The sequence below is a fragment of the Streptomyces sp. NPDC087300 genome, from assembly GCF_044744425.1.
Lineage (GTDB): Bacteria > Actinomycetota > Actinomycetes > Streptomycetales > Streptomycetaceae > Streptomyces.
Genome location: NZ_JBIUYI010000010.1, coordinates 180,300 through 205,319, shown reverse-complemented (window position 1 = coordinate 205,319; position 25,020 = coordinate 180,300). Strand labels below are relative to the sequence as shown.

Annotated in this window: 21 protein-coding genes and 1 riboswitch; of the genes, 9 read left to right on the top strand and 12 right to left on the bottom strand. The window is 70.5% G+C overall.

Features of this window, described 5'->3' with window-relative positions:
• Positions 1–110 precede the first annotated feature (110 nt).
• Complete coding sequence (locus tag ACIO9J_RS35335; protein WP_402008571.1) at positions 111–392, top strand: HPr family phosphocarrier protein; 282 nt, start codon at positions 111–113, stop codon at positions 390–392.
• A gap of 247 nt (positions 393–639) precedes the next feature.
• Here the strand turns inward: ACIO9J_RS35335 and ACIO9J_RS35330 are convergent, their stop codons facing one another.
• The 4 genes from ACIO9J_RS35330 to ACIO9J_RS35315 all read right to left on the bottom strand — a co-directional run bounded on the left by ACIO9J_RS35330 (position 640) and on the right by ACIO9J_RS35315 (position 5,486).
• A complete protein-coding gene (locus tag ACIO9J_RS35330) occupies positions 640–1,326 on the bottom strand; it encodes a GntR family transcriptional regulator (RefSeq protein ID WP_402008569.1) in 687 nt (228 codons plus the stop codon).
• 198 nt (positions 1,327–1,524) lie between these two features.
• On the bottom strand, positions 1,525–2,325 hold the full coding sequence (locus ACIO9J_RS35325) for a M23 family metallopeptidase (protein ID WP_402008567.1): 801 nt from the start codon (positions 2,323–2,325) through the stop codon (positions 1,525–1,527).
• Between the two features lie 12 nt (positions 2,326–2,337).
• Positions 2,338–2,500: riboswitch (cyclic di-AMP (ydaO/yuaA leader) on the bottom strand.
• 227 nt (positions 2,501–2,727) lie between these two features.
• The gene (locus ACIO9J_RS35320) at positions 2,728–4,113 is read right to left on the bottom strand and encodes a M16 family metallopeptidase (RefSeq protein ID WP_402008565.1); all 1,386 of its coding nucleotides are present in this window, start codon (positions 4,111–4,113) and stop codon (positions 2,728–2,730) included.
• Positions 4,110–5,486 carry a M16 family metallopeptidase gene (locus ACIO9J_RS35315; RefSeq protein ID WP_402008563.1) on the bottom strand — a complete coding sequence of 459 codons (1,377 nt, stop codon included), beginning with the start codon at positions 5,484–5,486 and terminating at the stop codon, positions 4,110–4,112. Before ACIO9J_RS35315 ends, ACIO9J_RS35320 begins: the two co-directional genes overlap by 4 nt.
• Before the next feature lie 284 nt (positions 5,487–5,770).
• Between ACIO9J_RS35315 and ACIO9J_RS35310 the strand changes: the two genes are divergently transcribed.
• Entirely contained in the window at positions 5,771–8,224 is a 2,454-nt protein-coding gene (locus ACIO9J_RS35310; RefSeq protein ID WP_402008561.1) for a DNA topoisomerase (ATP-hydrolyzing) subunit A, read from the top strand.
• A gap of 16 nt (positions 8,225–8,240) precedes the next feature.
• On the opposite strand, the gene ACIO9J_RS35305 is transcribed toward ACIO9J_RS35310, so the two are convergent.
• Positions 8,241–9,353, bottom strand: a complete 1,113-nt coding sequence (locus tag ACIO9J_RS35305; RefSeq protein ID WP_402008559.1) for a CobW family GTP-binding protein — start codon at positions 9,351–9,353, stop codon at positions 8,241–8,243.
• Positions 9,354–9,699: 346 nt separating this feature from the next.
• Between ACIO9J_RS35305 and ACIO9J_RS35300 the strand changes: the two genes are divergently transcribed.
• The 3 genes from ACIO9J_RS35300 (at position 9,700) to ACIO9J_RS35290 (ending at position 11,380) form a co-directional block, all read left to right on the top strand.
• A complete protein-coding gene (locus ACIO9J_RS35300; protein ID WP_402008557.1) occupies positions 9,700–10,275 on the top strand; it encodes a DUF6082 family protein in 576 nt (191 codons plus the stop codon).
• Between the two features lie 94 nt (positions 10,276–10,369).
• Positions 10,370–10,606: a hypothetical protein gene (locus ACIO9J_RS35295; RefSeq protein WP_402008555.1), complete on the top strand. Its 237-nt coding sequence runs from the start codon at positions 10,370–10,372 to the stop codon at positions 10,604–10,606.
• A gap of 126 nt (positions 10,607–10,732) precedes the next feature.
• Positions 10,733–11,380 (top strand): DUF6082 family protein, encoded by a 648-nt coding sequence (locus tag ACIO9J_RS35290; protein ID WP_402008553.1) that lies wholly within the window; start codon positions 10,733–10,735, stop codon positions 11,378–11,380.
• Between the two features lie 42 nt (positions 11,381–11,422).
• On the opposite strand, the gene ACIO9J_RS35285 is transcribed toward ACIO9J_RS35290, so the two are convergent.
• On the bottom strand, positions 11,423–12,613 hold the full coding sequence (locus tag ACIO9J_RS35285; RefSeq protein ID WP_402008551.1) for a citrate synthase/methylcitrate synthase: 1,191 nt from the start codon (positions 12,611–12,613) through the stop codon (positions 11,423–11,425).
• Between the two features lie 120 nt (positions 12,614–12,733).
• Here ACIO9J_RS35285 and ACIO9J_RS35280 point away from each other — a divergent pair, with 120 nt between their 5' ends.
• The 4 genes from ACIO9J_RS35280 (at position 12,734) to ACIO9J_RS35265 (ending at position 17,540) form a co-directional block, all read left to right on the top strand.
• Complete coding sequence (locus ACIO9J_RS35280) at positions 12,734–14,005, top strand: citrate synthase family protein (RefSeq protein WP_402008549.1); 1,272 nt, start codon at positions 12,734–12,736, stop codon at positions 14,003–14,005.
• A gap of 38 nt (positions 14,006–14,043) precedes the next feature.
• Positions 14,044–14,982, top strand: coding sequence for a sucrase ferredoxin (locus ACIO9J_RS35275; protein ID WP_402008547.1), 939 nt, complete (start codon positions 14,044–14,046; stop codon positions 14,980–14,982).
• A 243-nt stretch (positions 14,983–15,225) separates the two neighbouring features.
• Positions 15,226–16,866 (top strand): ATP-binding protein, encoded by a 1,641-nt coding sequence (locus ACIO9J_RS35270; protein ID WP_402008545.1) that lies wholly within the window; start codon positions 15,226–15,228, stop codon positions 16,864–16,866.
• Positions 16,863–17,540: a response regulator gene (locus tag ACIO9J_RS35265; RefSeq protein ID WP_402008543.1), complete on the top strand. Its 678-nt coding sequence runs from the start codon at positions 16,863–16,865 to the stop codon at positions 17,538–17,540. Before ACIO9J_RS35270 ends, ACIO9J_RS35265 begins: the two co-directional genes overlap by 4 nt.
• Positions 17,541–17,602: 62 nt before the next feature.
• Here the strand turns inward: ACIO9J_RS35265 and ACIO9J_RS35260 are convergent, their stop codons facing one another.
• From ACIO9J_RS35260 to ACIO9J_RS35235, 6 genes are all read right to left on the bottom strand, one after another.
• A complete protein-coding gene (locus ACIO9J_RS35260) occupies positions 17,603–19,195 on the bottom strand; it encodes a cation acetate symporter (RefSeq protein ID WP_402008541.1) in 1,593 nt (530 codons plus the stop codon).
• A complete protein-coding gene (locus ACIO9J_RS35255) occupies positions 19,192–19,752 on the bottom strand; it encodes a DUF485 domain-containing protein (protein WP_402008539.1) in 561 nt (186 codons plus the stop codon). Before ACIO9J_RS35255 ends, ACIO9J_RS35260 begins: the two co-directional genes overlap by 4 nt.
• 111 nt (positions 19,753–19,863) lie before the next feature.
• On the bottom strand, positions 19,864–20,613 hold the full coding sequence (locus tag ACIO9J_RS35250; protein WP_402008537.1) for a response regulator: 750 nt from the start codon (positions 20,611–20,613) through the stop codon (positions 19,864–19,866).
• Positions 20,610–21,695, bottom strand: coding sequence for a sensor histidine kinase (locus tag ACIO9J_RS35245; protein WP_402008535.1), 1,086 nt, complete (start codon positions 21,693–21,695; stop codon positions 20,610–20,612). Before ACIO9J_RS35245 ends, ACIO9J_RS35250 begins: the two co-directional genes overlap by 4 nt.
• Before the next feature lie 53 nt (positions 21,696–21,748).
• A complete protein-coding gene (locus tag ACIO9J_RS35240) occupies positions 21,749–22,261 on the bottom strand; it encodes a DUF1453 domain-containing protein (RefSeq protein WP_402008533.1) in 513 nt (170 codons plus the stop codon).
• A gap of 212 nt (positions 22,262–22,473) precedes the next feature.
• Entirely contained in the window at positions 22,474–24,597 is a 2,124-nt protein-coding gene (locus tag ACIO9J_RS35235) for a type IIA DNA topoisomerase subunit B (RefSeq protein ID WP_402008531.1), read from the bottom strand.
• Positions 24,598–25,020 lie beyond the last annotated feature (423 nt).

The window sequence follows — 25,020 nt, the reverse complement described above, 5'->3', positions numbered from 1 at the left end:
AGGACAGGTCGAAAGGCGGTCGGGAGCGGGACGTACGTCCGGCAGAGCACCCGTGACGGCATGAGACACTGGTCTAGACAAGTGTGAGACACCTGGAAGGGCAGCAACACATGGCTGAGCGCCGCGTCAACGTCGGCTGGGCCGAGGGCCTTCACGCCCGACCCGCCTCCATCTTCGTCCGCGCGGCCACGGCCGCCGGCGTCCCCGTGACGATCGCCAAGGCCGACGGCGACCCGGTCAACGCCGCCTCGATGCTCGCGGTGCTCGGCCTGGGCGCCCAGGGCGGCGAGGAGATCGTGCTCGCCTCGGACGCCGAGGGTGCGGACGCCGCTCTCGACCGTCTGGCGAAGCTCGTCGCCGAGGGCCTCGAGGAGCTTCCGGAGACGGTCTAGGACACGTTCCCTGAAATACGTCGATGGGGTCACCCGGAATTCCGGGTGACCCCATCGACGTATTTCAGGGGAAAACCATCGGGCGCGCGGGGCACACGGAGATAAGCCCACACGGGGATAAGCCTCGAGAACACCGGAACACCGGAACACGGGAACACCGGAACACGGGAACACCGGAACACGGGAACACCGGAACAGCTGGAGAAGGCCTGACCGAAAGGACTCTTCCCTGTATACGGCGTCCGTGTTAATTCGGGAGCGCCACCGTGTTTACGGCACGTTGCGCTTCCCTCACGCTTGCGCCCCGCGCCGCGGGGCGCAACCGGTGCGCGCCCCTGACCCGTTCCGCGTGCGCCGCGGTCAGCGACCTGGCGCGCTCCGCGTCCCCGCGGGCCACCGCGTCGACGATCGCCGCCCGTTCGGACCACGACTCCGTGGAGGCGGCCCCCTCCCCCATGGCGTACATCCAGTCGATCTTGCGCCGGAGCTGGCCGAGCAGCGCGACGAGACCGGGCCCGTCGGACGCCTGGGCGAGCGTCTCGTGGAACCAGCCCACCAGGGAGCGCAGATCCTCCCCCTGGTCCCGCCGTGCGCGCTCCTGGCCGAGCCTGACCAGGCCGCGCAGCACCTTGAGGTGCGCCTCGGTGCGGTGCTGCGCGGCGCGCGCCGCGGCGAGCGGCTCAAGCAGCGCCCGCATCTCCAGGAGATCGGCCGCCTCCCGCTCGGTGGGCTCGGCCACGCACGCGCCCGCGTGCCTGCGGGTGACCACGAATCCCTCGGCCTCCAGGGTGCGCAGCGCCTCGCGCACGGGAACGCGGGAGACTCCGTAGCGCCGCGCGAGGAGTTCCTCGGTGAGGCGGCCGCCCCGTTCATGGACGCCGGAGACGATGTCGTCCCGGATGGCCGTGCAGACCGATTGCGCGGGAATGCGCATGACCCCACCTCCGCCTTAATCCCCGCGCAACGCGGTCGATTGACGCTCGCCGTTCGACTCTATTGCAGGGCGCCGGAATTTCCGACGGCGGACCGAAATCCATGGATCTCTTTTGGCCAAGCGCGGCGGTGTCCCGGAAACGGCGAAAGCCCCGGCTCGGTGAGCCGGGGCTTTCGGTGCGTCGCTGGGGGGGGCGGGTCAGACGTTGACGCCGTGCCCGCGCAGGTACGCGATGGGGTCCATGTCCGAGCCGTAGTCGGCGCCGGTGCGGGCCTCGAAGTGGAGGTGGGGGCCACTGGAGTTGCCGGTGGAGCCCGAGAGGCCTATCTGCTGGCCCGGGGTGACCGTCTGGCCGACGGTGACGCCGAGGGACGACATGTGGCCGTACTGGGTGTACGTGCCGTCGTTCATCTTGATGACCACGTTGTTGCCGTAGGCACCGCCCCAGCCCGCCTCGACGACGGTGCCGGAGCCGACCGCGTGGACCGAGGTGCCGGAGGCGGCGTGGAAGTCGATGCCGGTGTGGCTGCCGGAGGACCACATGGCGCCGCCGGTCTGGTAGCCCGTCGAGACGTACGAGCCGGAGATCGGGGCGACGTAGGTGTTCAGCCGCTTGCGCTCGGCCTCGCGGGCGGCGCGCTCCTTGGCCTCGCGCTCCTCCTTGGCCTTGGCCTTCGCCTTGGCCTCGGCCTTGCGCTTCTCCTCGGCCGCCTTCTTCTTGGCGGCCTCTTCGGCCTTCTTCGCGGCGGCGGCGTCGTCGGCGGCCTGCTTCTGTGCGGCAGCCTGGGCGTCGACGCTCTCGGCGAGCGAGTCACCCACGGAGATGGCCTGGGTGAGGCCGGTGTGCTCGACGGCGGCGTCCTCGGCGGCGAGCGCCGGAGCGGCGAGGCCTCCGATGACACCGGTGGTGGTGAGCGCGGCGACGCCAGCTACGTTCGCGGTGGTACGCGTGAGGCGGCTCGGGCGACGGTGCTTCCCGGTGGCACGGGTGAACGCCATGAAGCGGCTGATCCTTTCCTTCCTTCTCGCCTACCGGGTTAGCTGACGGGTTCGGAGCAGGAAGGTCTCCTACGAGTTCCTCACCTCTCGGCAAGGTTCCCGATTCACCCCAAGGGACGTGTGGGTCCCCGGCTCCCCTGGCTCGCGCCATGCGGGGACTCGGCGATGACTGTCCGGTGCCGCGGATGCGACGTACTGCGTGACGGACAGCCGGATTGAAGCTAAACGGACCGTCTTTCAATCGACAAACAGAACTAGCTTTTTGTAGCGCACGCCACAGGGCAGACAGGCAACCTCCATACGAATTCGGACATATAGGGACCCCGGTGACCACTTCGGTCGCCGGGGTCCCCCTATGTCCTGACCGTCCCTCAGCTTCAGGAGCTTCGGGACGGTCGTCCGTCAGCTCGTGACAACCGTCACTTCGCCGATCCCGAGCGCCCTGACGGGCTCCTCGATCTCTTCGGCGTCGCCGACCAGGACCGTCACCAGACGGTCCTCCGGGAAGGCGTTCACGACGGCGGCAGTGGCCTCCACGGTGCCGGTGGCTGCGAGCTGCCGGTACAGCTGCGCCTGGAAGTCGTCCGGCAGGTGCTGCTCGACCTGGTCGGCGAGGGTGGCCGCCACGGAGGCCGCCATCTCGTACTTGAGCGGGGCCACGCCCACCAGGTTCTGCACGGCCACGTCCCGCTCGGCGTCCGTGAGGCCCTCGGCGGCCAGCGTGCGCAGCACCTTCCAGAGGTCGTCGAGCGCGGGGCCCGTGGACGCCGTGTCGACCGAACCGCTGATCGCGAGCATCGCCGCGCCGGAGCCGTCCGGCGCGGAGCGCAGCACCTGGCCGAACGCCCGTACGCCGTAGGTGTATCCCTTCTCCTCGCGCAGGACGCGGTCCAGACGCGAGGTGAGGGTGCCGCCCAGGCAGTACGTGCCGAGCACCTGGGCGGGCCAGACGCGGTCGTGCCGGTCGGCGCCGATGCGGCCGATCAGGAGCTGCGTCTGCACCGCTCCGGGGCGGTGCACGATGACGACCCGGCCCGTGTCGTCGGCGGTCACCGGGGGCACCGGGCGGGGCTGTGCCGTGTCGCCCGTCCAGGCGCCCACGGTGTCCGCGAGGACGGCGTCCAGGTCCGTGCCCGTGAGGTCGCCGACCACGACGAGGGTGGCCGTCGCGGGCCTGACGTGCTTCTCGTAGAAGGCGCGTACGGCCGCGGAGTCGATGGCGGCGACCGTCTCCTCGCTGCCCTGGCGCGGCCGCGACATGCGCGCGGTCGCCGGGAACAGCTGCCGGGAGAGCTCCTTGGCGGCGCGGCGGGCCGGGTTGGCCGCCTCGTGCGGGATCTCGTCAAGGCGGTTGGCCACCAGGCGCTCGATCTCGCTGTCCGCGAAGGCCGGGGCCCGCAGCGCGTCGGCGAGCAGGCCGAGCGCCTTCGGCAGCCGGGAGACCGGGACTTCGAGCGACACGCGTACGCCCGGGTGGTCGGCGTGCGCGTCGAGGGTGGCGCCGCAGCGGTCGAGCTCGGCGGCGAACTCCTCGGCGGAGTGCTTGTCGGTGCCCTCGTTGAAGGCCCTCGCCATGATGGTGGCGACGCCGTCGAGGCCCGCGGGCTCGGCTTCGAGGGGCGCTTCGAGGTGGATCTCGACGGCGACGACCTGCTGCCCGGGGCGGTGGCAGCGCAGCACCGTGAGGCCGTTGGCGAGGGTGCCGCGCTCGGGGGCGGGGAAGGCCCAGGGCTTGGCGGTGCCCGCCTGGGGCTGCGGGTGGAACTGCATCGTTGCGGCCTCGGTCACTTCGCCGCCTCCTCGTTGTCAGCGTCCGCCGCGGACGCGTCCGCGTCGGCTCCGTCTTCATCGGCCTCGGGGGCCACCGGCTCGTAGACGAGCACCGCGCGGTTGTCGGGGCGCAGGCGGGCCTTGGCGACCTCCTGGACCTCCTCGGCGGTCACGTCGAGGACGCGCCCGACGGCGGTCAGGGCGAGCTGCGGGTCGCCGAACAGGACCGCGTACCTGCACAGTTCGTCGGCGCGGCCCGCGACCGTGCCGAGCCGGTCGAGCCACTCGCGCTCCAACTGCGCCTGGGCGCGCTCCATCTCCTCCGGAGTGGGGCCCTCCGCGGCGAAGCGGGCGAGCTCCTCGTCGACGGCCGCCTCGATCACGGGCACCTCGACGTCACCGGAGGTCTTCACGTCGAGCCAGCCCAGCGAGGGCGCGCCGGCCAGCCGCAACAGACCGAAGCCGGCCGCGACCGCCGTACGGTCACGGCGCACCAGGCGGTTGTAGAGCCGCGAGGACTCGCCGCTGCCGAGGACGGTGAGCGCCAGGTCCGCCGCGTCGCACGCGCGCGTGCCGTCCTCCGGCAGCCGGTAGGCGGCCATCAGGGCGCGGGCCGGGACCTCTTCCTCGACGACCTCGCGCAGCTGCTCGCCGATGCGCTCGGGCAGCGAACCGTCGCGCGGCGGCTGCTTGCCGTCGTGCGAGGGGATCGACCCGAAGTACTTCTCGACCCAGGCGAGCGTCTGCTCCGGGTCGATGTCGCCCACTACGGAGAGGACGGCGTTGTTGGGCGCGTAGTACGTACGGAAGAAGTTGCGGGCGTCTTCCAGGGTGGCCGCGTCCAGGTCGGCCATAGAGCCGATCGGCGTGTGGTGGTACGGGTGGCCCTCCGGGTACGAGAGAGCGGTCAGCTTCTCGAACGCCGTGCCGTACGGGACGTTGTCGTAGCGCTGGCGGCGCTCGTTCTTGACGACGTCGCGCTGGTTCTCCATGGACTCTTCGTCGAGCGCGGAGAGCAGCGAGCCCATCCGGTCGGCCTCCAGCCACAGGGCCAGCTCCAGCTGGTGGGCCGGCATCGTCTCGAAGTAGTTGGTGCGCTCGAAGCTGGTGGTGCCGTTGAGCGAACCGCCCGCCCCCTGCACCAGCTCGAAGTGGCCGTTGCCGTGCACCTGCGCGGAGCCCTGGAACATGAGGTGCTCGAAGAGGTGCGCGAGGCCGGTTCGCCCCTTGACCTCGTGACGGGAACCGACGTCGTACCAGAGGCAGACCGCGGCGACCGGGGTCAGGTGGTCCTCGGAGAGCACCACGCGCAGGCCGTTGGCCAGCCGGTGCTCGGTCGCTGTCAGGCCGCCGGAGCCGGCCTCGGCTGTGGCCGTGTGACCCATGGGCATGTACGTCCCCTCGATCGCTGAAACATTGCTGGTTCTGCCAGTCCTGACACTGTATGCAAGCGTGCCGACACCTGAGGAAGTTCCCGGTCCGCCCTCGGCGTAGTCGACGCGTGACAGCGGGCGTGGCGGACGCGTGGGAGCGGGCTGAAGTCGACGCGTGACAGCGGGCCCGGCCGACGCGTGACAGCGCCGGAACACGGGGCGTGGTCGGCGTTGTCAGTGGGACGGTCCACAATGGTCGGCGTCAGATCCCGCACTTGCTTGGTGAAGGAGCCGCAGCAGCGATGGCCCGCCGCAGCACGAAGACCCCGCCGCCCGACGACTCGTACGAGGAGAAGATCCTCGACATCGACGTCGTCGACGAGATGCAGGGCTCCTTCCTCGAGTACGCGTATTCGGTCATCTACTCCCGCGCCCTGCCGGACGCCCGCGACGGCATGAAGCCGGTGCACCGGCGCATCGTCTACCAGATGAACGAGATGGGCCTGCGCCCCGACCGCGGCTATGTGAAGTGTGCCCGTGTCGTGGGTGAGGTCATGGGTAAGCTGCACCCCCATGGCGACGCGTCGATCTACGACGCCCTGGTCCGCATGGCCCAGCCCTTCTCGATGCGCCTGCCCCTGGTGGACGGCCACGGCAACTTCGGCTCGCTCGGCAACGACGACCCGCCGGCCGCCATGCGGTACACCGAGTGCAAGATGGCCGACGCCACCTCCCTGATGACGGAGTCGATCGACGAGAACACGGTCGACTTCGAGCCGAACTACGACGGCCAGGAGAGGGAACCCACCACCCTCCCGGCCGCGTACCCGAACCTGCTGGTCAACGGCTCGTCGGGCATCGCGGTCGGCATGGCGACGAACATGCCGCCGCACAACCTCGGCGAGGTCATCGCCGCCGCCCGGCACCTGATCAAGCACCCGGGCGCCGACCTCGAGACGCTGATGAGGTTCGTGCCGGGCCCCGACCTGCCCACGGGCGGCCGGATCGTCGGCCTGAGCGGCATCAAGGACGCGTACGAATCGGGCCGCGGCACCTTCAAGACCCGCGCGACGGTCTCCGTGGAGAACGTGACGGCGCGCCGCAAGGGCCTGGTCGTCACCGAACTGCCGTTCACCGTCGGCCCGGAGAAGGTGATCTCCAAGATCAAGGACCTGGTCGGCTCGAAGAAGCTCCAGGGCATCGCCGACGTCAAGGACCTCACCGACCGCGCGCACGGCCTGCGCCTCGTCATCGAGATCAAGAACGGCTTCGTCCCCGAGGCCGTCCTGGAGCAGCTCTACAAGCTGACGCCGATGGAGGAGTCCTTCGGCATCAACAACGTGGCGCTGGTGGACGGTCAGCCGCTCACCCTCGGCCTCAAGGAGCTCCTGGAGGTCTATCTCGACCACCGCTTCGACGTGGTGCGCCGCCGCAGCGAGTTCCGCCGCACCAAGAAGCGCGACCGGCTGCACCTGGTCGAGGGGCTCCTGGTCGCCCTCCTGGACATCGACGAGGTCATCCGCCTCATCCGCTCCAGCGACAACTCCGCGCAGGCCAAGGAGCGCCTGATGGAGCGCTTCTCGCTGAGCGACATCCAGACGCAGTACATCCTGGACACCCCGCTGCGCCGGCTCACCAAGTTCGACCGCATCGAGCTGGAGTCCGAGCGCGACAAGCTCAACGGCGAGATCGACGAGCTGACCGGCATCCTCGACTCGGACACCGAGCTGCGCAAGCTGGTCTCCGCGGAACTGGCCGCCGTCGCCAAGAAGTTCGGCAACGACCGGCGCACGGTGCTCCTGGAGTCGGCGGGCACCCCCGTGGCGGCGACCTCCCTTCAGGTCGCCGACGACCCGTGCCGGGTGCTCCTGTCGTCGACGGGCCTGCTCGCCCGCACGGCCAACGGCGAGCCCTTCGCGGACGGCGACGCCAAGCGCGTCAAGCACGACGCGATCGTCTCCGCGGTGCCCGCGACGGCCCGCGGCGAGGTGGGCGCCGTCACCTCCGAGGGACGCCTGCTGCGCCTGGCCGTGGTGGACCTCCCGCAGCTTCCGGAGACGGCGGGCGCGCCCAACCTCTCCGGCGGAGCGCCCGTCTCCGAGCTGCTCCCCCTGGAAGGGGACGAGAAGCTGATCTGTCTGATGACGCTCGACGAGTCGTCGCCGGGCCTCGCGCTCGGCACCGAGCAGGGCGTCGTCAAGCGGGTGGTCCCCGACTATCCGTCCAACAAGGAGGAGTTGGAGGTCATCACCCTCAGGGACGGTGACCGGATCGTCGGCGCCGCCGAGCTGCGCACCGGCGAGGAGGACCTGGTCTTCATCACGGACGACGCCCAGCTGCTGCGCTACCAGGCCTCCCAGGTCCGCCCGCAGGGCCGCCCGGCCGGCGGCATGACGGGCATCAAGCTCGCCGACGGCGTGAAGGTCATCTCCTTCACCGCGGTGGACCCGGCGGTGGACGCGGTCGTCTTCACGGTCGCGGGCTCCCGCGGCACGCTCGACGACTCGGTGCAGACGACGGCGAAGCTCACGCCGTTCGACCAGTACCCGCGCAAGGGCCGCGCCACGGGCGGTGTGCGCGTGCAGCGGTTCCTGAAGGGCGAGGACTGTCTGAGCTTCGCCTGGGCGGGCCCCACGCCGCCGCACGCGGCCCAGCGCAACGGCACCCCGGCCGAGCTCCCGGAGGTCGACCCGCGCCGTGACGGCTCGGGCGTCTCCCTCGCGAAGCCGGTGGCGGCGGTGGCGGGGCCGGTGTAGTCCGCCCGCCCCGGCGCTACTCCGCCGCGGAGGTCTCCTCGGCCTCCTGGACGTACCGCAGTACGCCCCACATGCCCTGCTCGTCGGCCTGTGGGGCGTAGTCGCGACAGGCCTCGAGCTCCTTCTCCAGGGCCGGTACGTCGACGCCGGAGCCGATGAGTACGAGCTGGGTCAGCCGGGGTTCCGCAGGAGCCCAGGGCTGGGGGTAGAAGCGCAGGAACCGGCCCACGGCGTGCACCTCGTACCGGTTCATCGGGTCGGCGGGGCCGAAGTCGACGTACCCCTTGATGCGGTAGAGCCCTGCGGGCCTGCTGTCGAGCAGCGCCATCAAGGGGCGTGGCCCCAGGGGCACTTCGGAGGTGAAGGAGAGGCTTTCGTAGGCGGAGTGCAGGTGGTCGTGATGACCGCAGTGACAGTCGGCGCCGTCCCGACCCCCCTCGCACTCGACCGCGGCATCGGAACCCGTGTCTGCCGTGGCGGCATCGTCCCGCAGATCGTCGAAGGAGAGCTGCCCCACCCGCTCCCCCACGGGCGCGCGGTCGAAGAACAGCTCCACGTCGACGCGTCCGTACGAGGCGGCCACGACGGACGCGCGCCCCGCGAGCCCCCGCACCACGCCGAGCACGCGCTCCCGCTCCTCGCCCGCCACCCGGTCGCCCTTGTTGACCACGACGAGATCGGCGATGCCCAGATGCCGGTCGACCTCGGGGTGGCGCCCTCGGGTGGCGTCGAACTCGGCGGCGTCGACGACCTCGACGAGCCCGCCGTACACGATGTGCGGATTCTCGCTGGCGAGGAGCATCTTCACGAGCTCCTGCGGCTCGGCCAGCCCGCTCGCCTCGATGACGATGACGTCGATCCCCGCGGCGGGCCTGGCGAGTCGCTCCAGGTACTCGTCGAGCTCGCTCGCGTCCACCGCACAGCACAGGCATCCGTTGCCGAGCGAGACGGTCGAGTCCCCGAGCTGCCCCGCGACCGACATGGCGTCGATCTCGATCGAGCCGAAGTCGTTGACGATCGCCCCGATCCGGGTGCCGCCGCTGCGGTGCAGCAGATGGTTCAGCAGGGTCGTCTTGCCCGAACCGAGGAAACCGGCGAGGACGACGACCGGGATCTGCTGCTTGTTCACGTGGGCCTCTCGTGTCGACGCTCGTACGAATCGCGCCGGATCTCGTCGGGCCTCGTCGGACCTCATCGAATCCCGTACGACGATTGAAGACCGCCCCAGGATATGTGCGCGTAGAGGGGTCGCGGAGTGAACGATTGTTAGCGGCGCTCGCGGGGCACACATTGGGCACGGCGCCCGGATGTGCGACCACTGCTTCCTTCCGTGCGCCTCCTCTCCGCCTCCCCGCCGATCAGAGCCGCTCGGCACCCTGGGAGACGGCAAGCGCACCGCCCATCGCTCGCCGGTCCGCTCCCTGTCGACCCGCATCCCGACGACCGGCGGACGGTCGCCTATTCGGGGGGTTGACATGGCCACACGGAAATCTTGGACACGGGGGGTGGGTCCGGCCGCGACGGCAGGACTCTCGTTCGCGACCGGAACGTTCCTGCTGCTCCGCGGCAAGGGATGGCGCCGACTGGCGCACATCGAGGAACGCGAACGCCGCGCCGCCGAACACGAACGCCTGGCCCTGGCCGCCCAACGCAGAAACGCGGCCCTCACCGAACAGCACAGGCTCCACTTCGACCTGTTGTGCACGGCGATGGGGGATGCGTCGCTGGCGGCGGTCCTGGACACCTACGAGGGGAACGTGTCCCCCGAGCGGCAGCGACAGTTCCTGTTCGCCAACGCGTTGTACATCAACGCACTGCACGCCCACCGCATCGGAGCCTCAAGTCTGCACGAGCTCTACGGCCACCTTCGGGTGATGTGCCAGAACCCGATCTTCCGGGAGTACTGGGATGCCACGCGCCATCATCGCGCGAGCCTGGACCGGTCATCCGATGAGGCCAAGGTGGGACGGATGGTGGATCAGCTGACCCGGGAGCTGGACAGCGCCGATACCGACGAGTGGTGGGTCGTCGGCGAACCTCCGTCCGAGTAGGGCCAGTTGGACTACTTCGAGCCAACACCTCCAACAATGAACAGCTACCCTGGCCCCGCCTTACCCTCTACTGACCCCAAGGACCGGGATCACCTTGAAGATCGTGCGCCGCATCGGTGCGTCTCCGCGTGAGCGAGGCAGCCAGACGGGGCAGACCTGCCCCGATATTTTCGAACTCACCGACGGCAGCTTCGCAGTAATCGGGACAGACAGGACCGACCTCCTGGACAGCGAACTGCCCGCCGACGCCGCACGAGCCGACTACGAACGCATCGTCGTCATCAGCAGGGAGACACTGATCCGCGCCAGGGGAGACATCCCAGAAGCCTGAGGCGCCCCGGCCGCGCTACTCTCCCGGCTCCACGCAAGGACCCAGAAGCTCACGAGCAAGGTTGCCGGGGGAGCGATGTCTCGTCATGACAGAGGGCGTTCGGCGGCGTCCATCGCCGTGTGGGCCGTGGCGATCGCTGCGGGAATCGCCCTCACGGGCGCCCTTTCCGTCGTCATCAGCGGCTGGCTCATTCGCGGTGTGGAGATAGCCAACGACGACAGACGGACAGCGCAGGAACGCAGCGCTCTGGGCGACTACTTCGGCGGAGTGAGCGCTGTCTTCTCCGGGCTGGCGCTGCTGCTCCTCGTCGTCACGCTGGTGATGCAACAGCGAGAGCTACGGATGCAACGCCAGGAGCTCTCCTTCCAGCGCGCCGAACTGGCCTCGTCGCGCACCGCGCTGCACCGAGCGTCGGAGGCGGACCTGCGCTCGCTCCACATGCAGTTGACCCATATGGCGATGGAGGACCCCTCACTCGGAGAGGTGTGGAACGACTTCCCCGGCGACAGCGCAACCGTGGCCCGCCAGAACCTCTTTGCGAATCTGACGTTCAACCATCTGGTACTCATGCACAGTTGGGGCGGGTACTCGGACGCCACACTGCTCGTCCACGCCCGGAACATGCTGGCGGGCGAGGCATTCCGCAGATACTGGAACGCCTCGCGGGCGACGAAGAGCGGCCTCCCGCCCGATAGTGCCGAGGGGCACGTCTTTCGCGTGTTCGAAGAGGCACTGGAAGAGGAACGCCGGGGAACTCCCCCGGCGCCCTCGTGAGCAGTGCTCCCCCAGCCAGTCGTAAAGGGCGGGCGATACGGACTACGCCATCTCGCCGCCGGCGGGCTCAGGTACCGCAACCGGCGGCGCCTCCCCCACATACCGCGCCGCAGGCCGAATGATCTTCGAATCCCGCGCCTGTTCCAGGATGTTGGCGCTCCAGCCCACCACCCGCGCCGCGGCGAACGTCGGCGTGAACATCTCACGCGGCAGGCCGCACAGCTCCATGACGACGCCCGCGTAGAACTCCACGTTCGTGTGCAGTTCGCGCCCCGGCTTCAGCTCCGCCAGGATCGCCTCCACCTGCCGCTCCACCTCGACCGCGAACTCCACCATGTCGCCGCCGAACTGCCCCGCGATGCCCCGCAGCATGCGCGAGCGCGGGTCCTCGGTGCGGTAGACGGGGTGTCCGAAGCCCATGATGCGGTCGCCCGCGAGCACCCGTTCGCGGATCCAGCCGTCGATGCGGTCGGGCGTGCCGATCGCGTCGAGCGTGTCGAGCGCCCGGCTCGGCGCCCCGCCGTGCAGAGGACCGGACAGCGCGCCGACCGCACCCACCAGGCACGCCGCCACATCCGCACCGGTCGACGTGATGACCCGCGCCGTGAACGTTGACGCGTTGAAGCCGTGATCAATGGTCGAGATCAAGTACTGCTCGATCGCCCGGCCCCGGGCGGCATCCGGCTCCGAACCGGTCATCATGTACAGGTAGTTGGCGGCGTACGACAGATCGTCGCGCGGCTCGACGGGTTCGAGGCCCTGCCCGAGCCGGTAGAGCGCCGTGAGCAGGGTCGGCACCACCGCGGCCGCGGCCAGGGCGTCCTCACGTCGCCGGTCGTCGTCGATGTCGTACACCGGGCGGAAGCCCTTCGACGCCCCGAAGAGCGACAGGGCGGTGCGCAGCCCGGAGAGCGGTCCCGACAGCACGCTGGCCCTGGCGATGGCGGGCAGCGCGTCACGCACCTCGTCGGACAGGTGCCGCAGCCGCGCGGTCCGCGCGGCGAAGGCGGCGCTCTGGTCGGCGTCCGGCAGCTCGCCGTGGAACATCAGATGCCATACGTCCTCGAAGCTGCGGCGCTGCGCGAGCTCGACGGCCGAGTACTGGCGGTAGTGGTAGAAGCCTTCGTACCCCCTGACGTCTCCGAGTTCCGTCTCGGTGACGACGACACCGGCGAGTCCTCGCGGGACCTCGACCGGCTCGGCGGGGGTGGCGGCGGAACCATTGATCGGCATGTTCTTCCTCGACTTCCTCCCTGGACTTGATTTGACTGTCCATGATTGACTAAATGCCTGTCAATATTGATTGAATCAATATGCAAGTCCAGTCGTCAGGATGCGGATACGGTGACGCCCATGACGGATCAAGGAACCCCGCACGGGGGTCGGCGGCTCAGCACCAAGGAGGCCGCCGAGCTGCTCGGCGTGAAGCCCGAGACCGTGTACGCGTACGTGAGCCGCGGCCAGCTCAGCAGCAGCCGCGGCGCCGGCTCACGGGGCAGCACCTTCGACGCCAAGGAGGTCGAGGCGCTGGCCCGCAGGAACAGACGGGAACCCGCCGCCCCGACCACCGCCAACGAACTCTCCGTACGCACCCGGATCACGTTGATCGACAAGGACCGCTACTACTTCCGCGGCGTCGACGCCGCGCAGCTCGCTCTGACCCACTCCTACGAAGAGGTGGCCGAGTGGCTGTGGACCGGTGCCCTGCGCCCCGGCATCACCTTCACCGCCCCCAAGGAGACCGTCGCCACGGCCCGCCGCGCCGTGAACGCCCTGCCCGAGCACAGCGGTCCGACGGACCGGCTGCGGGTCGCCGCGATCTCCGCCGCGACCGCCGACCCGCTCCGCTTCGACCTCTCCGAAGAGGCGGTCATCGGCACCGGGCGCTCCTTGATCCCCACCCTGGTCGCCGCGCTCCCGCCGGTCCTGTCCGGCCACCGCGACGAAGGCCCGCTGGCGCGGCGCCTGTGGGCGCGGCTGACGGGCCGCAAGCCCGACGCGGCCAGCCTGCACGCCCTGGACACCGCCCTCGCGCTGCTGGTCGACCACGACCTCGCCGCCTCGACCCTCGCCGTCCGCGTCGCCGCCTCCGCGCGCGCCCACCCCTACGCGGCGGTGTCGGCCGGACTCGGCGTCCTGGAGGGCCCCTTGCACGGCGCGGCGAGCGGTATGGCCCACCGCATGCTCCTCGACGTGCTCGACCGGGGCAACGCCACACCCGTGATCGCCGACGAGCTGCGCGCGGGACGCCGCGTCCCCGGCCTCGGCCACCGCCTCTACCCGGGTGAAGACCCGCGCGCACAGGCGCTGTTCGGCCTCCTGGAGGAGCTTCCTTCGGCCGGCCCCGCCCTGGCCGCGGCCCGCGACGTGGTGGCCACCACCGCCCGCCACACGAACCTGCACGCCAACGTCGACCTCGCCCTCGCCGTCCTCAGCGCCTCCTCGGGAATGCCCGCGGAAGCAGGCGAGACGATCTTCGCGGTGGCCCGTACGGCGGGCTGGATCGCCCATGCCCTGGAGGAGTACGACGAACGGCCGCTGCGGATGCGCCCCAGCGGCCAGTACGTGGGGGCGCGGCCGCCGCAACCCTTGCCGACCTCGTCGTCGTCCTTCGACGAGGCGTGAACGACCTGGGGGGGGAAGCGCGGGTTAGGCTCGCCTGCGTGAGTACGTGCGCCACCGCATCGCGGGACCTGAACGAGCCGCTCGCGGGGACCGCCGCCACCGCCAGGACATGGCTCCTCCTCGAACAACCTGGCCCCTGGGGCGCCAAGGCGCTGACCTCCAGCCATCTCGATCCGGAGGTCGGCCGCGCCCTGGAGGCGGCCGCGGAGGGCACCGGCGTGCGCGTCGCGCTCATCCGCCGCCCCGGCAGGCACGCCGACTGCCACGCACCCACCCGGCACCAGGTGTACGTCGCCCACACCGCGCCGGGCCGCACCTGGCTGCGCGGTCAAGTGATCGATGACCCGCGGCAGTTGCTGGACCTGGACCTCACCGCCCTCGGCGCCGGCGAGCACGGCGGGTTCGGCACCCCGCACACGGGAGCCCCGCTCGCCCTCGTCTGCACCAACGGCAAGCGCGACCGCTGCTGCGCCCTGCTCGGCAGGCCCCTCGCCGCCGAACTCACCTCGCTCGGCGAGGAAGGCGCCTGGGAGGTCACTCACCTGGGCGGCCACCGCTTCTCGCCCACGCTGCTCGTGCTGCCGTACGGATACGCGTACGGCAGGACCGGGGCGAGCGCCGTCAAGGAGATCCTCGCGGCGGTCCGCGCGGACCGCGTCGTCACCGAAGGGTGCCGGGGCAGCTCCGCCTGGGAGCGCCCCGGACAGGCCGCCGAGCTGGCCGTGCGCACCTCGACGGGCGAGACCGCCGCGGGCACCCTGAGCGTCGTGCACACGGACGGTGCGGCCCCGCGCTGGCAGGTGACCGTCGCCCACGCGGACGGCCGCCGCTGGCGGGTCCTCGTCGCCCAGGGAGCCTCCCTTCCGGCCCGCCCGGAGAGCTGCGGCGGCATGCCGGGGTCTCCGGCGCGGATGGACGTGACGGCGGTGCGGGAGATCACGGACGAGGCGACGGAGCGCGTATCGCTCGCTCCGTAGACGTCTGGCTGTCTCCCGTAGACGTCTGGTCGTCTCCGTAGACGTCTGCCTGGCTCCGTGGGGACGTCCGCCGCGCCGGACGCCGTGGGCGGCCGCAGGGCCGGACGCCGTGGGCGGCCGCAGGGCCGCCGGACCGAAGGACCGCGGCTGCGGACGGCTGCCACGAGCGCCACCGGGCTCCCCACGAGATCCCCGCCACAGTCACTACGGAGGAGGCCGCCCACGGCCGTACCGTTCGTAATCATGAGCCCGACCTCCCCCGCGCGACGCCGCCGCCTCGGCCTGCCCCGGCGCGTGTTCTCGCAGGTCCTGCTGATGCAGCTGGCGATCGCCGCCGGGGTCGCGGTGCTCGCCACGGGGCTCTTCCTCGCGCCGCTCAGCGACCAGCTCGACGACCAGGCGATGCGTCGGGCGCTCGCCATCGCGCAGACGACGGCGGCCCAGCCCGGAATCGCCGAGGATCTGGGCTCCACGACGGCCGAGCCTGAGGGGCCCGTGCAGGCCGCGGCCGACCGGATCCGGCGGGCCAGCGGCGCCGAGTACGTCGTGATCATGAACAAGGACGGCGTGCGCTGGTCCCACACCGATCGCGCCCAGATCGGCAAGGTCGTCTCGACCGACCCCAGCGACGCGCTCGCGGGCCACGAGGTCATGGAGATCGACAACGGCACCCTGGGGCGCTCGGCACGCGGCAAGGTGCCACTGCGGGACGCCGAGGGACACATCGTGGGCGCCGTCTCCGTAGGCATCGAATACGACAGCGTGCGCGCTCGCCTGGTGCACTCCATCCCCGGGCTGCTCGCCTACGCGGGCGGGGCGCTCGCGGTCGGCGCGCTCGCCGCGTATCTGATCTCCCGCAGGGTGCACAAGCAGACGCGTGACCTCGCCTTCTCGGACATCTCCGCGCTGCTCGCGGAGCGCGAGGCCATGCTGCACGGCATCCGCGAGGGCGTCGTGGCCCTGGACCGGGAGGGCAGGATCCGGCTGCTCAACGACGAGGCGCAGCGCCTCCTGGGCCTCGACGGCGAGGCCATCGGGCAGCCGCTGGACGAGGCCCTCGGCGAGGGGCGCACGACCGACGTGCTCGCCGGGCGGGTCACCGGCACCGATCTTCTGACCGTGCGCGGTCAGCGCGTCCTGATCGCCAACCGCATGCCCACCGACGACGGAGGCGCCGTCGCCACCCTGCGCGACCGCACGGAACTGGAGCAGCTCGGCCGCGAGCTCGACTCCACCCGCGGCCTGATCGACGCCCTGCGCGCCCAGGACCACGAACACGCCAACCGCATGCACACCCTCCTCGGCCTGCTCGAACTGGAGATGTACGAGGAGGCCGCGGAGTTCGTCGGCGAGGTGGCGGGCGCTCACCGGGTGACCGCCGAGCAGATCACCGAGAAGATCCGTGATCCGCTCCTCGCGGCCCTCCTGGTCGGCAAGGCCACGGTCGCCGCGGAGCGCGGCGTCGCCCTCGACGTGCCGCGTGACACCGCGCTCCCGGACCGGCTCGTCGACCCGGGCGGTCTGGTCACGATCGTCGGCAACCTGGTCGACAACGCACTCGATGCCGCCGCGGGCACCCGCCACGCACGCGTGGAGGTCGCTCTGCGCACCGAGGGCCGTGCCGTCGTCCTACGGGTGCGGGACACCGGACCCGGAGTCCCCGCAGGACAACGCGAGACGATCTTCACCGAGGGCTGGACCACCAAGGAGCCCCCGGCACACGGCAAGCGCGGCATCGGCCTCGCCCTGGTGCGCAGGCTCGCCGAACGGCAGGGCGGCAGCGCCCGGGTCGGCGAGGCACCCGAGGGCGGCGCCGAGTTCACCGTCGTCCTGCCCGAAGCGCTCACCGAGCCCGAGCTCGCCACCACGGAGGAAGCACGATGATCGAGGTCCTGGTCGTGGACGACGACGTCCGGGTCGCGGACGTCAACGCCGCCTACGTGGCGAAGATCCCCGGCTTCCGGGTGGCCGCGAAGGCGCACAACGCCGCCGAGGCGCTCCGGCTCGTCGAGGACGTCCCCGTGGACCTGGTCCTGCTGGACCACTACCTGCCGGACGAGACCGGCCTCTCGGTCGTACGTACGTTGCGTGAGCGCGGCCACCAGGCCGACGTGATCATGGTGACCGCCGCGCGCGACGTCGCCACGGTGCAGGCAGCGATGCGGCACGGCGCGCTCCAGTACCTGGTCAAGCCGTTCTCCTACGCGGGCCTGCGCGCCAAGCTCGACGCGTACGCGACGCTGCGCCGCACCCTGGACGGCGGCGGCGAGGCCGAGCAGGCCGAGGTCGACCGGATCTTCGGCGCCCTCTCGGCGACCACGGCGCCCGACCTGCCCAAGGGGCACTCCCCCACCACGGCGGAGCTGGTGCGCAGGGCCCTGATGGCCGCTGAGGGGCCGCTCTCCGCCCAGGAGCTGGCGGACCACACCCGGCTGAGCCGTCAGACGGCACAGCGCTATCTGAAGCTCCTGGAGCGCGCGGGCCGGGTCAGGCTGAGCCTCAAGTACGGCGACACCGGGCGCCCGGAGCACCGCTACGAGTGGGCAGCGAGCGTCTAGGCGCCCCGGCTGCCCTCCCGAAGCAGCCACCACTCAGGAACGCCGGGCCGGAGAGGGAATCGTTACGCCGCTCCGGCGCCGGTGAGCGAGCGCACCTCGGTCTCCGCGTGCTTGGCCTCGTCCGCGGGCTCCCGCGAGGTCAGGGTGCCGAGCCACCCGGCGAGAAAGCCCAGCGGGATGGAGACGAGACCGGGGTTCTCCAGCGGGAAGTACTGGAAGTCCAGGCCGGGGAAGAGCGAGTCGGGCCCCCCGGAGACCACCGGTGACAGCACGACCAGCGTGAGCGCGGGCAGCAGTCCCCCGTACACCGACCACACCGCGCCCCGCGTGGTGAAGTTCCGCCAGAACAGCGAGTAGAGCAGCACCGGCAGGTTCGCGGACGCGGCGACCGCGAAGGCGAGGCCCACCAGGAACGCCACGTTGAGGTCGCGGGCGAGCAGCCCGAGCCCGATCGCGAGCACACCGATCCCGGCCGCGGCGACCCGCGCCACGGCCACCTCGCCGCGCGGCTTCGCGTTCCGCCTCCGCAAGGAGGCATACAGGTCGTGGGCCACGGACGCCGAGGAGGCGAGCGTGATCCCGGCGACCACGGCGAGGATCGTGGCGAAGGCGATCGCGGCGACGATCGCGAACAGAACCGTTCCACCGGTGGAGTCCGCGCCGCCGCCCAGATCGAGCGCGAGCAGCGGAACTGCCGTGTTCCCCGCGGCGTTCGACCCGCGCACCGCGTCGGACCCCACGATCGCGGCCGCACCGAAACCCAGCACGATCGTCATCAGGTAGAAGCCCCCGATGAGCCCGATCGACCAGACCACCGAGCGCCGGGCGGCCCGCGCGGTCGGCACGGTGTAGAAGCGCGAGAGGATGTGCGGCAGCCCGGCGGTGCCGAGCACGAGCGCGAGTCCGAGGCTGATGAAGTCCAGCCGCGCGGTCCAGTCACCGCCGTACTTCAAGCCGGGCGCGAGGAACCGGTCTCCCTGTCCACTGCGGTCGGCGGCGGTGCGCAGCAACTGGTCGAAGTCCCCGTGGAAACGCACCAGGACGAGGACGGTCAGCGCGATCGTGCCGCACATCAGCAGGACCGCCTTGACGATCTGGATCCAGGTGGTGGCCCGCATCCCGCCCACCGACACATAGATCACCATGAGCGCGCCGACGCCGATCACCGTCCAGGTCTGCGCCGCCCCGCTCGTCCCGCCGAGCAGCAGCGCCACCAGCGACCCCGCGCCCACCATCTGCGCCACCAGATAGAGAACGGACACGGCCACCGAGGAAGTTCCCGCGGCGATCCGCACCGGCCGCTCCCGCATCCGCGCCGCCACGACGTCGGCGAGCGTGAACCGCCCGCAGTTCCGCACCAGTTCGGCCACCAGGAACAACACCACGAGCCAGGCCACGAGGAAGCCCACCGAGTAGAGCATCCCGTCGTACCCGAAGAGCGCGATCAGCCCGGAGATGCCGAGGAAGGAGGCGGCCGACATGTAGTCCCCCGCGATGGCAAAACCATTCTCCATCGGCGTGAAAAGCCGCCCGCCCGTGTAGAACTCCTCCGCCGAGCCGTGCCGGTTACGGCTCACCCAGGTGGTGATGGCGAGCGTGACGGCCACGAAGGCCCCGAACAGCAGCAGCGCGAGCGTCTGGTGATCACCGGTCATCGCTCGACCCCCTGCTCCGGCGCCGCGTCCCGCACCCGCCGCTGTTCCCGCTCGTGTTCCTGTTCCCGCTTCTGCTCGAAGACGGCCCAGCGCAGATCCAGCGCCGCACGATCCCTGCGCAGCCGCGCATGCCGGGAGTACGCCCACGTCAGCAGGAACGTCGTGAGGAACTGCCCGAGCCCCGCGACCATCGCCACGTTCACCGCGCCCGTGATGGGCCGCGCCATCAGTCCGGGCGCCGTCGTCGCGGTCACGACGTACGCGACGTACCAGGTGAAGAAGAGCGCGAAGCCCGGGATCACGAACCGCCGGTACCGGCTGCGCACCTCCTGGAAGGCCTCGCTGCGCTGCACCTCCAGGTAGATGTCGGCCGGACTCGCAGCGGGTCGCTCAACGGCCGCCGAGGACGGCGCCACGGAAGCCGGTGCCCCCGTGCCGTCCAACTCTCCCCAGCCGGAGGCGAGCGCGTCGTACCAGGGATCCCTCGGATCACCGATCCGGTCCCGTCCCCCACCGCCCCGACCCGGCGCGGCATCGGTCCCGTCGTGCTTCTCCACCGAACTCTCCTTGTCCGCGGCCCTCGTTCGGCCGCGTGCCCAAGGATGGGCAGAACGGGAAGATCCCTGACTCCCCTCTTCGCGCTCTTCACCCCATTAGGTGAAGGGTCCTCAGATACGCACGCTCCCCGGAGGCTTGGCCAGACCGTGCCGGTAGGCGTACCGCACGGCCTGCGCACGGTCCTTGAGACCGGTCTTCGCGAAGAGATTGTTGATGTGTGTCTTCACCGTCGCCGTGGAGACGTGCAGGACTCGGGCGATCTGGTGATTCGACAGCCCCTCCGCGATCAGCACGAGCACTTCGGTCTCCCGGGCGGTGAGCCCGTCCGGCGGCTCCGCGGCGACGGTGGGTTCGGGCTCCGACAGCCGCTCCAGGAGCCGCCGTTGAATGCTCGGCGAGAGCCCCGCGTCCCCCGAGAGCACGTCCTCGACGGCCCGCACGATCTCGTCCCCACCGGCGTCCTTGGTGAGATAGCCCCGCGCGCCCGCCCTCAGCGCGGGGAACAGCGATTCGTCGTCGGCATACGTGGTGAGCACGACGACCTGCGTGCCCGGATACTCCGCGCGGATGCGCCGCGTGGCCTCCGCCCCGTCACAGCGGGGCATGCGCAGGTCCATCAGCACCACGTCCGGCGCGAGTTCGGCCACGAGTCGCACGGCCTCCTCGCCGTCGCCGCCGGAGCCCACCACCTCGATGCCCGGCAGCAGTCCGAGCAGCATCACGATGCCCTCGCGCACCACGGTCTGGTCGTCGACCACGATCACCCGCGCGGGCGGCTTCGCCCCGGCGGCCTTCTCCTCGCCCACAGTCTTTCCCGCCCCGTCGTCCGCGATCCCTGCGGCACCGTCGTTCTCCGTCATCCCGGCACCCTCAGCGTCACCACGAAGCCCTCCTCGCCCGGCCCTGCGTGCAGGGATCCACCCAGCAGCTCGGCCCGCTCCCGCATTCCCAGCAGACCGTACCCGGCTCCGGAGGCGGCGAGCTCCCCCGCAGGTCCGCCCGAATCCCTCACGTCGAGCCTGACTTCACCCTCTCCGTACGCGAGACAGACCTGCACCTTCGCGCCCGGGGCATGCTTGCGCACGTTCGTCAATGCCTCCTGCGCCACCCTGCGCACCGCCTGGGACGCCTCGGCCGGCAGTGCGCGCTGCTCCCCCGTCACCGTGACCGACGCGCGGTCCGTCGTGACCAGCTCGCGCAGGAAGTCCTCGACCGGCGTCATCTCCCCGCGCAACGCGGAGAGCGCCTGTCTGGTCTCGGCGAGCCCCTCGCGCGCCATGGACCTCGCCGCCACCACACGGTCCAGGATCTGCTGCTTGGTCGCGTCCTTCTCGATCAGCAGCCGGGCCGCCTCCAGGTGGACGAGCTGCGCGGAGAGGCTGTGCGCGAGCACGTCGTGGATTTCGCGTGCGATGCGGGCCCGCTCGGCGAGCGCGGCCGACTCCGCCTCGGCGGCACGCGCCGCCCGCTCCTGCGCCAGCAGCCGCTGGGTGCTCCCCCGCGCCTCCGCGTCGAGCCGCAGCGTGAACCCCGCCAGCACCAGACCCACGACGGTGAGTGACGTGACGATCCAGCTGTCGTCGTTGTAGGCCACGAATCCGGTCATCGCCACGAACACGCAGGGGACTCCGGCGACCAGCGGCAGACGCTCCAGCGCGGAGACGGCCGAGCCGCACCACAGCACCAGGGCGAGGACCCGCCACTCGCCCAGCTCCGCGGGGAGCGCGGAGGCGAGGAGCAGCGCCATCAACGCCAGCGAAGGCCACAGTCGATGGCCGAACGAGACACGGAAGAACGCCCGCCCGAGGAAGGCGACCGCCACGACCAGGCCCACCCCGGCCACCAGATGCCAGCCGCGGTCCTTGCGGAACGCCTCCCACAGCAGGCTGCCGAGGATGATCACGCGCAGGACCCTGACGAACCACAGCCGGGCGATGCTCATCCCCGCCCGGGTGAGCGCCTCCTGAGAGGGCCATCTCGTCCATCGGTCCCAGCTCACACGGGGTCCTTCCGCAGGGGTTCATACGCCGCGCCCGCAACACCGTACGTCCGGCGTCCGACATTGGCCCGCTGCATGAGCAGTCCGCTGCGGACCAGCAGCGTGGCCGCCAGTGCCAGCATCAGAGCGGGGCCGCCCTGGTGCACGTCCAGCGCTACGCCCAGCCCGAACAGGCCGACCCGCAGCCCGATCCCGACGGCCCAGACCAGCGCGGTGGCCTTGGTCCCCTTGCTCCACTGGGTGCCGTCGGCCTCGGTCCAGACGTGCGAGGTCCGTGCCCAGCCGACGCCCATGGCCAGGGCGACGAGCAGCTCCGCGGCGAGCAGGGCGACGGACGACGCCTGGTGATGGTGGTCGATCAGGTCGGGGTCGCGCACGGCCATGAAGACGAGCACGGCCGGTATCACCCACCAGCGCCGGTCGGCGCCGATCTGCTGCGCCTTGAACTGGCGCGCGACCACCAGCACCACTACGGCGCAGATCACCACAGCATTGGCGAGCCCGGACATGTCAGCCTCCGCACGACGAGGAAGAGCGAGGCCGATCCGCGGAGGATCGACGCCTTCGACGCTACGGAAATCGCCTGGTCAGGAGATCGGCGCAGGGGTGGATCGTGGGTGGATCCGTGTGCTCCACCCACGGGTGGAGCACACGGTATGAGCTGCGGGAATCGACCGGATCCGAGCGGAACGGCCGAATCCGAGGGGGCTTCCGCCCGCCCTCACGCGTCGATGCGCGACCGGTCCAGCGTCGCCGCCGACTTCGTGATGAATTCCTTGCGCGGCGCCACGTCGTTGCCCATCAGCAGATCGAAGACCTGCTCCGCGGCGTCCAGCTCACCGATGTTGATCCGTCGCAGCGTGCGGAACCGCGGGTCCATCGTCGTCTCGGCCAGCTGGTCGGCGTCCATCTCGCCCAGACCCTTGTAGCGCTGGATCGAGTCCTTGTACCGCACGCCCTTGCGCTGGAACTCGAGCAGCGTCTCGCGCAGCTCGCGGTCGGAGTACGTGTAGACGTACTTGTCCTGGCCCTTCTTCGGCTGGACGAGCTCGATGCGGTGCAGCGGCGGCACGGCGGCGAAGACGCGGCCTGCCTCGACCATGGGCCGCATGTACCGCTGGAAGAGCGTCAGCAGCAGGATGCGGATGTGCGCGCCGTCGACGTCGGCGTCGACGAGCAGGATGATCTTGCCGTAGCGCGCCGCGTCGATGTCGAAGGTCCGGCCGGACCCGGCTCCTATGACCTGGATGATGGCGCCGCACTCGGCGTTCTTGAGCATGTCCGAAACGGATGCCTTCTGAACGTTGAGGATCTTTCCGCGGATCGGAAGCAGTGCCTGGAACTCGGAGTTCCGGGCGAGCTTGGCCGTGCCGAGCGCGGAGTCCCCCTCGACGATGAAGAGCTCGCTGCGCTCCACGTCGTCGCTGCGGCAGTCGGCGAGCTTCGCGGGCAGCGAGGAGGACTCCAGAGCGGTCTTCCGGCGCTGGGCGTCCTTGTGCTGGCGGGCCGCGATGCGCGTACGAGCCGCGGCGACGGCCTTCTCCATGACGGCACGGGCCTGGGCCTTCGCGTCCCGCTTGGTGGAGGTCAGGAACGCCTTGAGCTCCTTGGCGATGACGTTGGCGACGATGCGGTTGGCCGCCGAGGTGCCGAGCACCTCCTTGGTCTGCCCCTCGAACTGCGGTTCGGCGAGACGGACCGTGACCACGGCCGTGAGGCCCTCGATGGCGTCGTCCTTGACGATGTCGTCCTCGGCGACGCGCAGCAGCTTCTGGCTGCGCAGCACCTCGTTCATCGTCTTGGTGAGCGACCGCTCGAAGCCGCTCACGTGGGTGCCGCCCTTGGGCGTGGCGATGATGTTGACGAAGGACCTGACCGTCGTGTCGTACCCGGTGCCCCAGCGGAGCGCCACGTCCACGCCGAGCTCGCGGGTGACCTCGGTCGGCGTCATCTGGCCGTGGTCGTCGAGGACGGGCACGGTCTCCTTGAAGGTGCCCTGTCCGGACAAGCGGAGGACGTCGCACACGGCCTTGTCCTGGGCCAGGTACTCGCAGAACTCGCTGATGCCGCCGTCGAAGCGGAAGGATTCCTCACCCTTCGTGCCGCCCTCGCCGAGGCCGAACTCGTCGCGTACGACGATGGTGAGCCCCGGCACCAGGAAGGCGGTCTGGCGGGCCCGCTGGTGCAGGTGCTCCAGCGAGAGCTTGGCGTCCTTGAGGAAGATCTGGCGGTCGGCCCAGTAGCGCACGCGCGTGCCGGAGCGCGCCTTGGGGATCTTCTTGACCTTGCTCAGCGTGGCCGACGAGTCGAAGGCCGCGTCGGGCCCCGGCTTGGCGAAGGCGCCCGGGACACCGCGCCGGAAGCTGATCGCGTGCGTGTGCCCGGCGCGGTCCACCTCGACGTCGAGCCGCGCGGAGAGCGCGTTCACCACGGAGGCGCCCACGCCGTGCAGACCGCCGGAGGCGGCGTACGAGCCACCGCCGAACTTTCCGCCCGCGTGCAGCTTGGTCATGACGACCTCGACTCCGGAGAGGCCGGTCTTGGGCTCGACATCCACGGGGATGCCTCGTCCATTGTCCCGGACCTCTACGGAGGCGTCGTCATGGAGGATGACCTCGATGTGGTCGCAGTACCCGCCCAGGGCCTCGTCGACGGAGTTGTCGATGATCTCCCAGAGGCAGTGCATCAGGCCGCGGCTGTCCGTCGACCCGATGTACATGCCCGGACGCTTACGGACCGCCTCGAGCCCCTCCAGGACGAGCAGGTGCCGCGCGGTGTAGTTGGAACCGTCCCGGTCTGCTCCGGTCAGCAACGCTGTGGACGGCACGGACGTCTCGGCGGTCACGCGGTTCGCTCCTCGCTGAATTTCAAAGGGAGTCCTTTGGGGTAAGGACGCGGCTTCGGTTGCCCGTCAGAGGGTACCGATGCCTGGTAGAGCCGTTGCTACGCCACCCTCGTCTCAACTCAGACTAGTCCAGACTCGCATGCATGTTCGATCCCTCGATGGAGTGAAGCGCACGTCACGTTCCCTTCCAGGCATGAACCATTTAGGCTCCGGGCACGTCCTCATGAACAACCGGCAACCCAGCCGGGGACGATCCGACCTGTACACCCAGCGCGAAACCGTAAGACACGTAAGAGACGCAATACGGCACATTCGCCGCCAACCGGCAACGGACAACCTCCTCGAAAAGAAACTTCGAGGAAAAGCCACGAGCGGGAACGTTTTCGGCCTGGTTGGATGTTGACCCTGGTACGACAGCTCGTC

Coding starts and splice junctions, on each gene's coding strand:
- ACIO9J_RS35260 (WP_402008541.1), bottom strand. CDS start 19,195: ATGACCGGTGATCACCAGACGCTCGCGCTGCTGCTGTTCGGGGCCTTC.
- ACIO9J_RS35310 (WP_402008561.1), top strand. CDS start 5,771: ATGGCCCGCCGCAGCACGAAGACCCCGCCGCCCGACGACTCGTACGAG.
- ACIO9J_RS35245 (WP_402008535.1), bottom strand. CDS start 21,695: ATGAGCATCGCCCGGCTGTGGTTCGTCAGGGTCCTGCGCGTGATCATC.
- ACIO9J_RS35250 (WP_402008537.1), bottom strand. CDS start 20,613: ATGACGGAGAACGACGGTGCCGCAGGGATCGCGGACGACGGGGCGGGA.
- ACIO9J_RS35330 (WP_402008569.1), bottom strand. CDS start 1,326: ATGCGCATTCCCGCGCAATCGGTCTGCACGGCCATCCGGGACGACATC.
- ACIO9J_RS35300 (WP_402008557.1), top strand. CDS start 9,700: ATGGCCACACGGAAATCTTGGACACGGGGGGTGGGTCCGGCCGCGACG.
- ACIO9J_RS35265 (WP_402008543.1), top strand. CDS start 16,863: ATGATCGAGGTCCTGGTCGTGGACGACGACGTCCGGGTCGCGGACGTC.
- ACIO9J_RS35280 (WP_402008549.1), top strand. CDS start 12,734: ATGACGGATCAAGGAACCCCGCACGGGGGTCGGCGGCTCAGCACCAAG.
- ACIO9J_RS35335 (WP_402008571.1), top strand. CDS start 111: ATGGCTGAGCGCCGCGTCAACGTCGGCTGGGCCGAGGGCCTTCACGCC.
- ACIO9J_RS35315 (WP_402008563.1), bottom strand. CDS start 5,486: ATGCCCATGGGTCACACGGCCACAGCCGAGGCCGGCTCCGGCGGCCTG.
- ACIO9J_RS35240 (WP_402008533.1), bottom strand. CDS start 22,261: ATGTCCGGGCTCGCCAATGCTGTGGTGATCTGCGCCGTAGTGGTGCTG.
- ACIO9J_RS35270 (WP_402008545.1), top strand. CDS start 15,226: ATGAGCCCGACCTCCCCCGCGCGACGCCGCCGCCTCGGCCTGCCCCGG.
- ACIO9J_RS35325 (WP_402008567.1), bottom strand. CDS start 2,325: ATGGCGTTCACCCGTGCCACCGGGAAGCACCGTCGCCCGAGCCGCCTC.
- ACIO9J_RS35285 (WP_402008551.1), bottom strand. CDS start 12,613: ATGCCGATCAATGGTTCCGCCGCCACCCCCGCCGAGCCGGTCGAGGTC.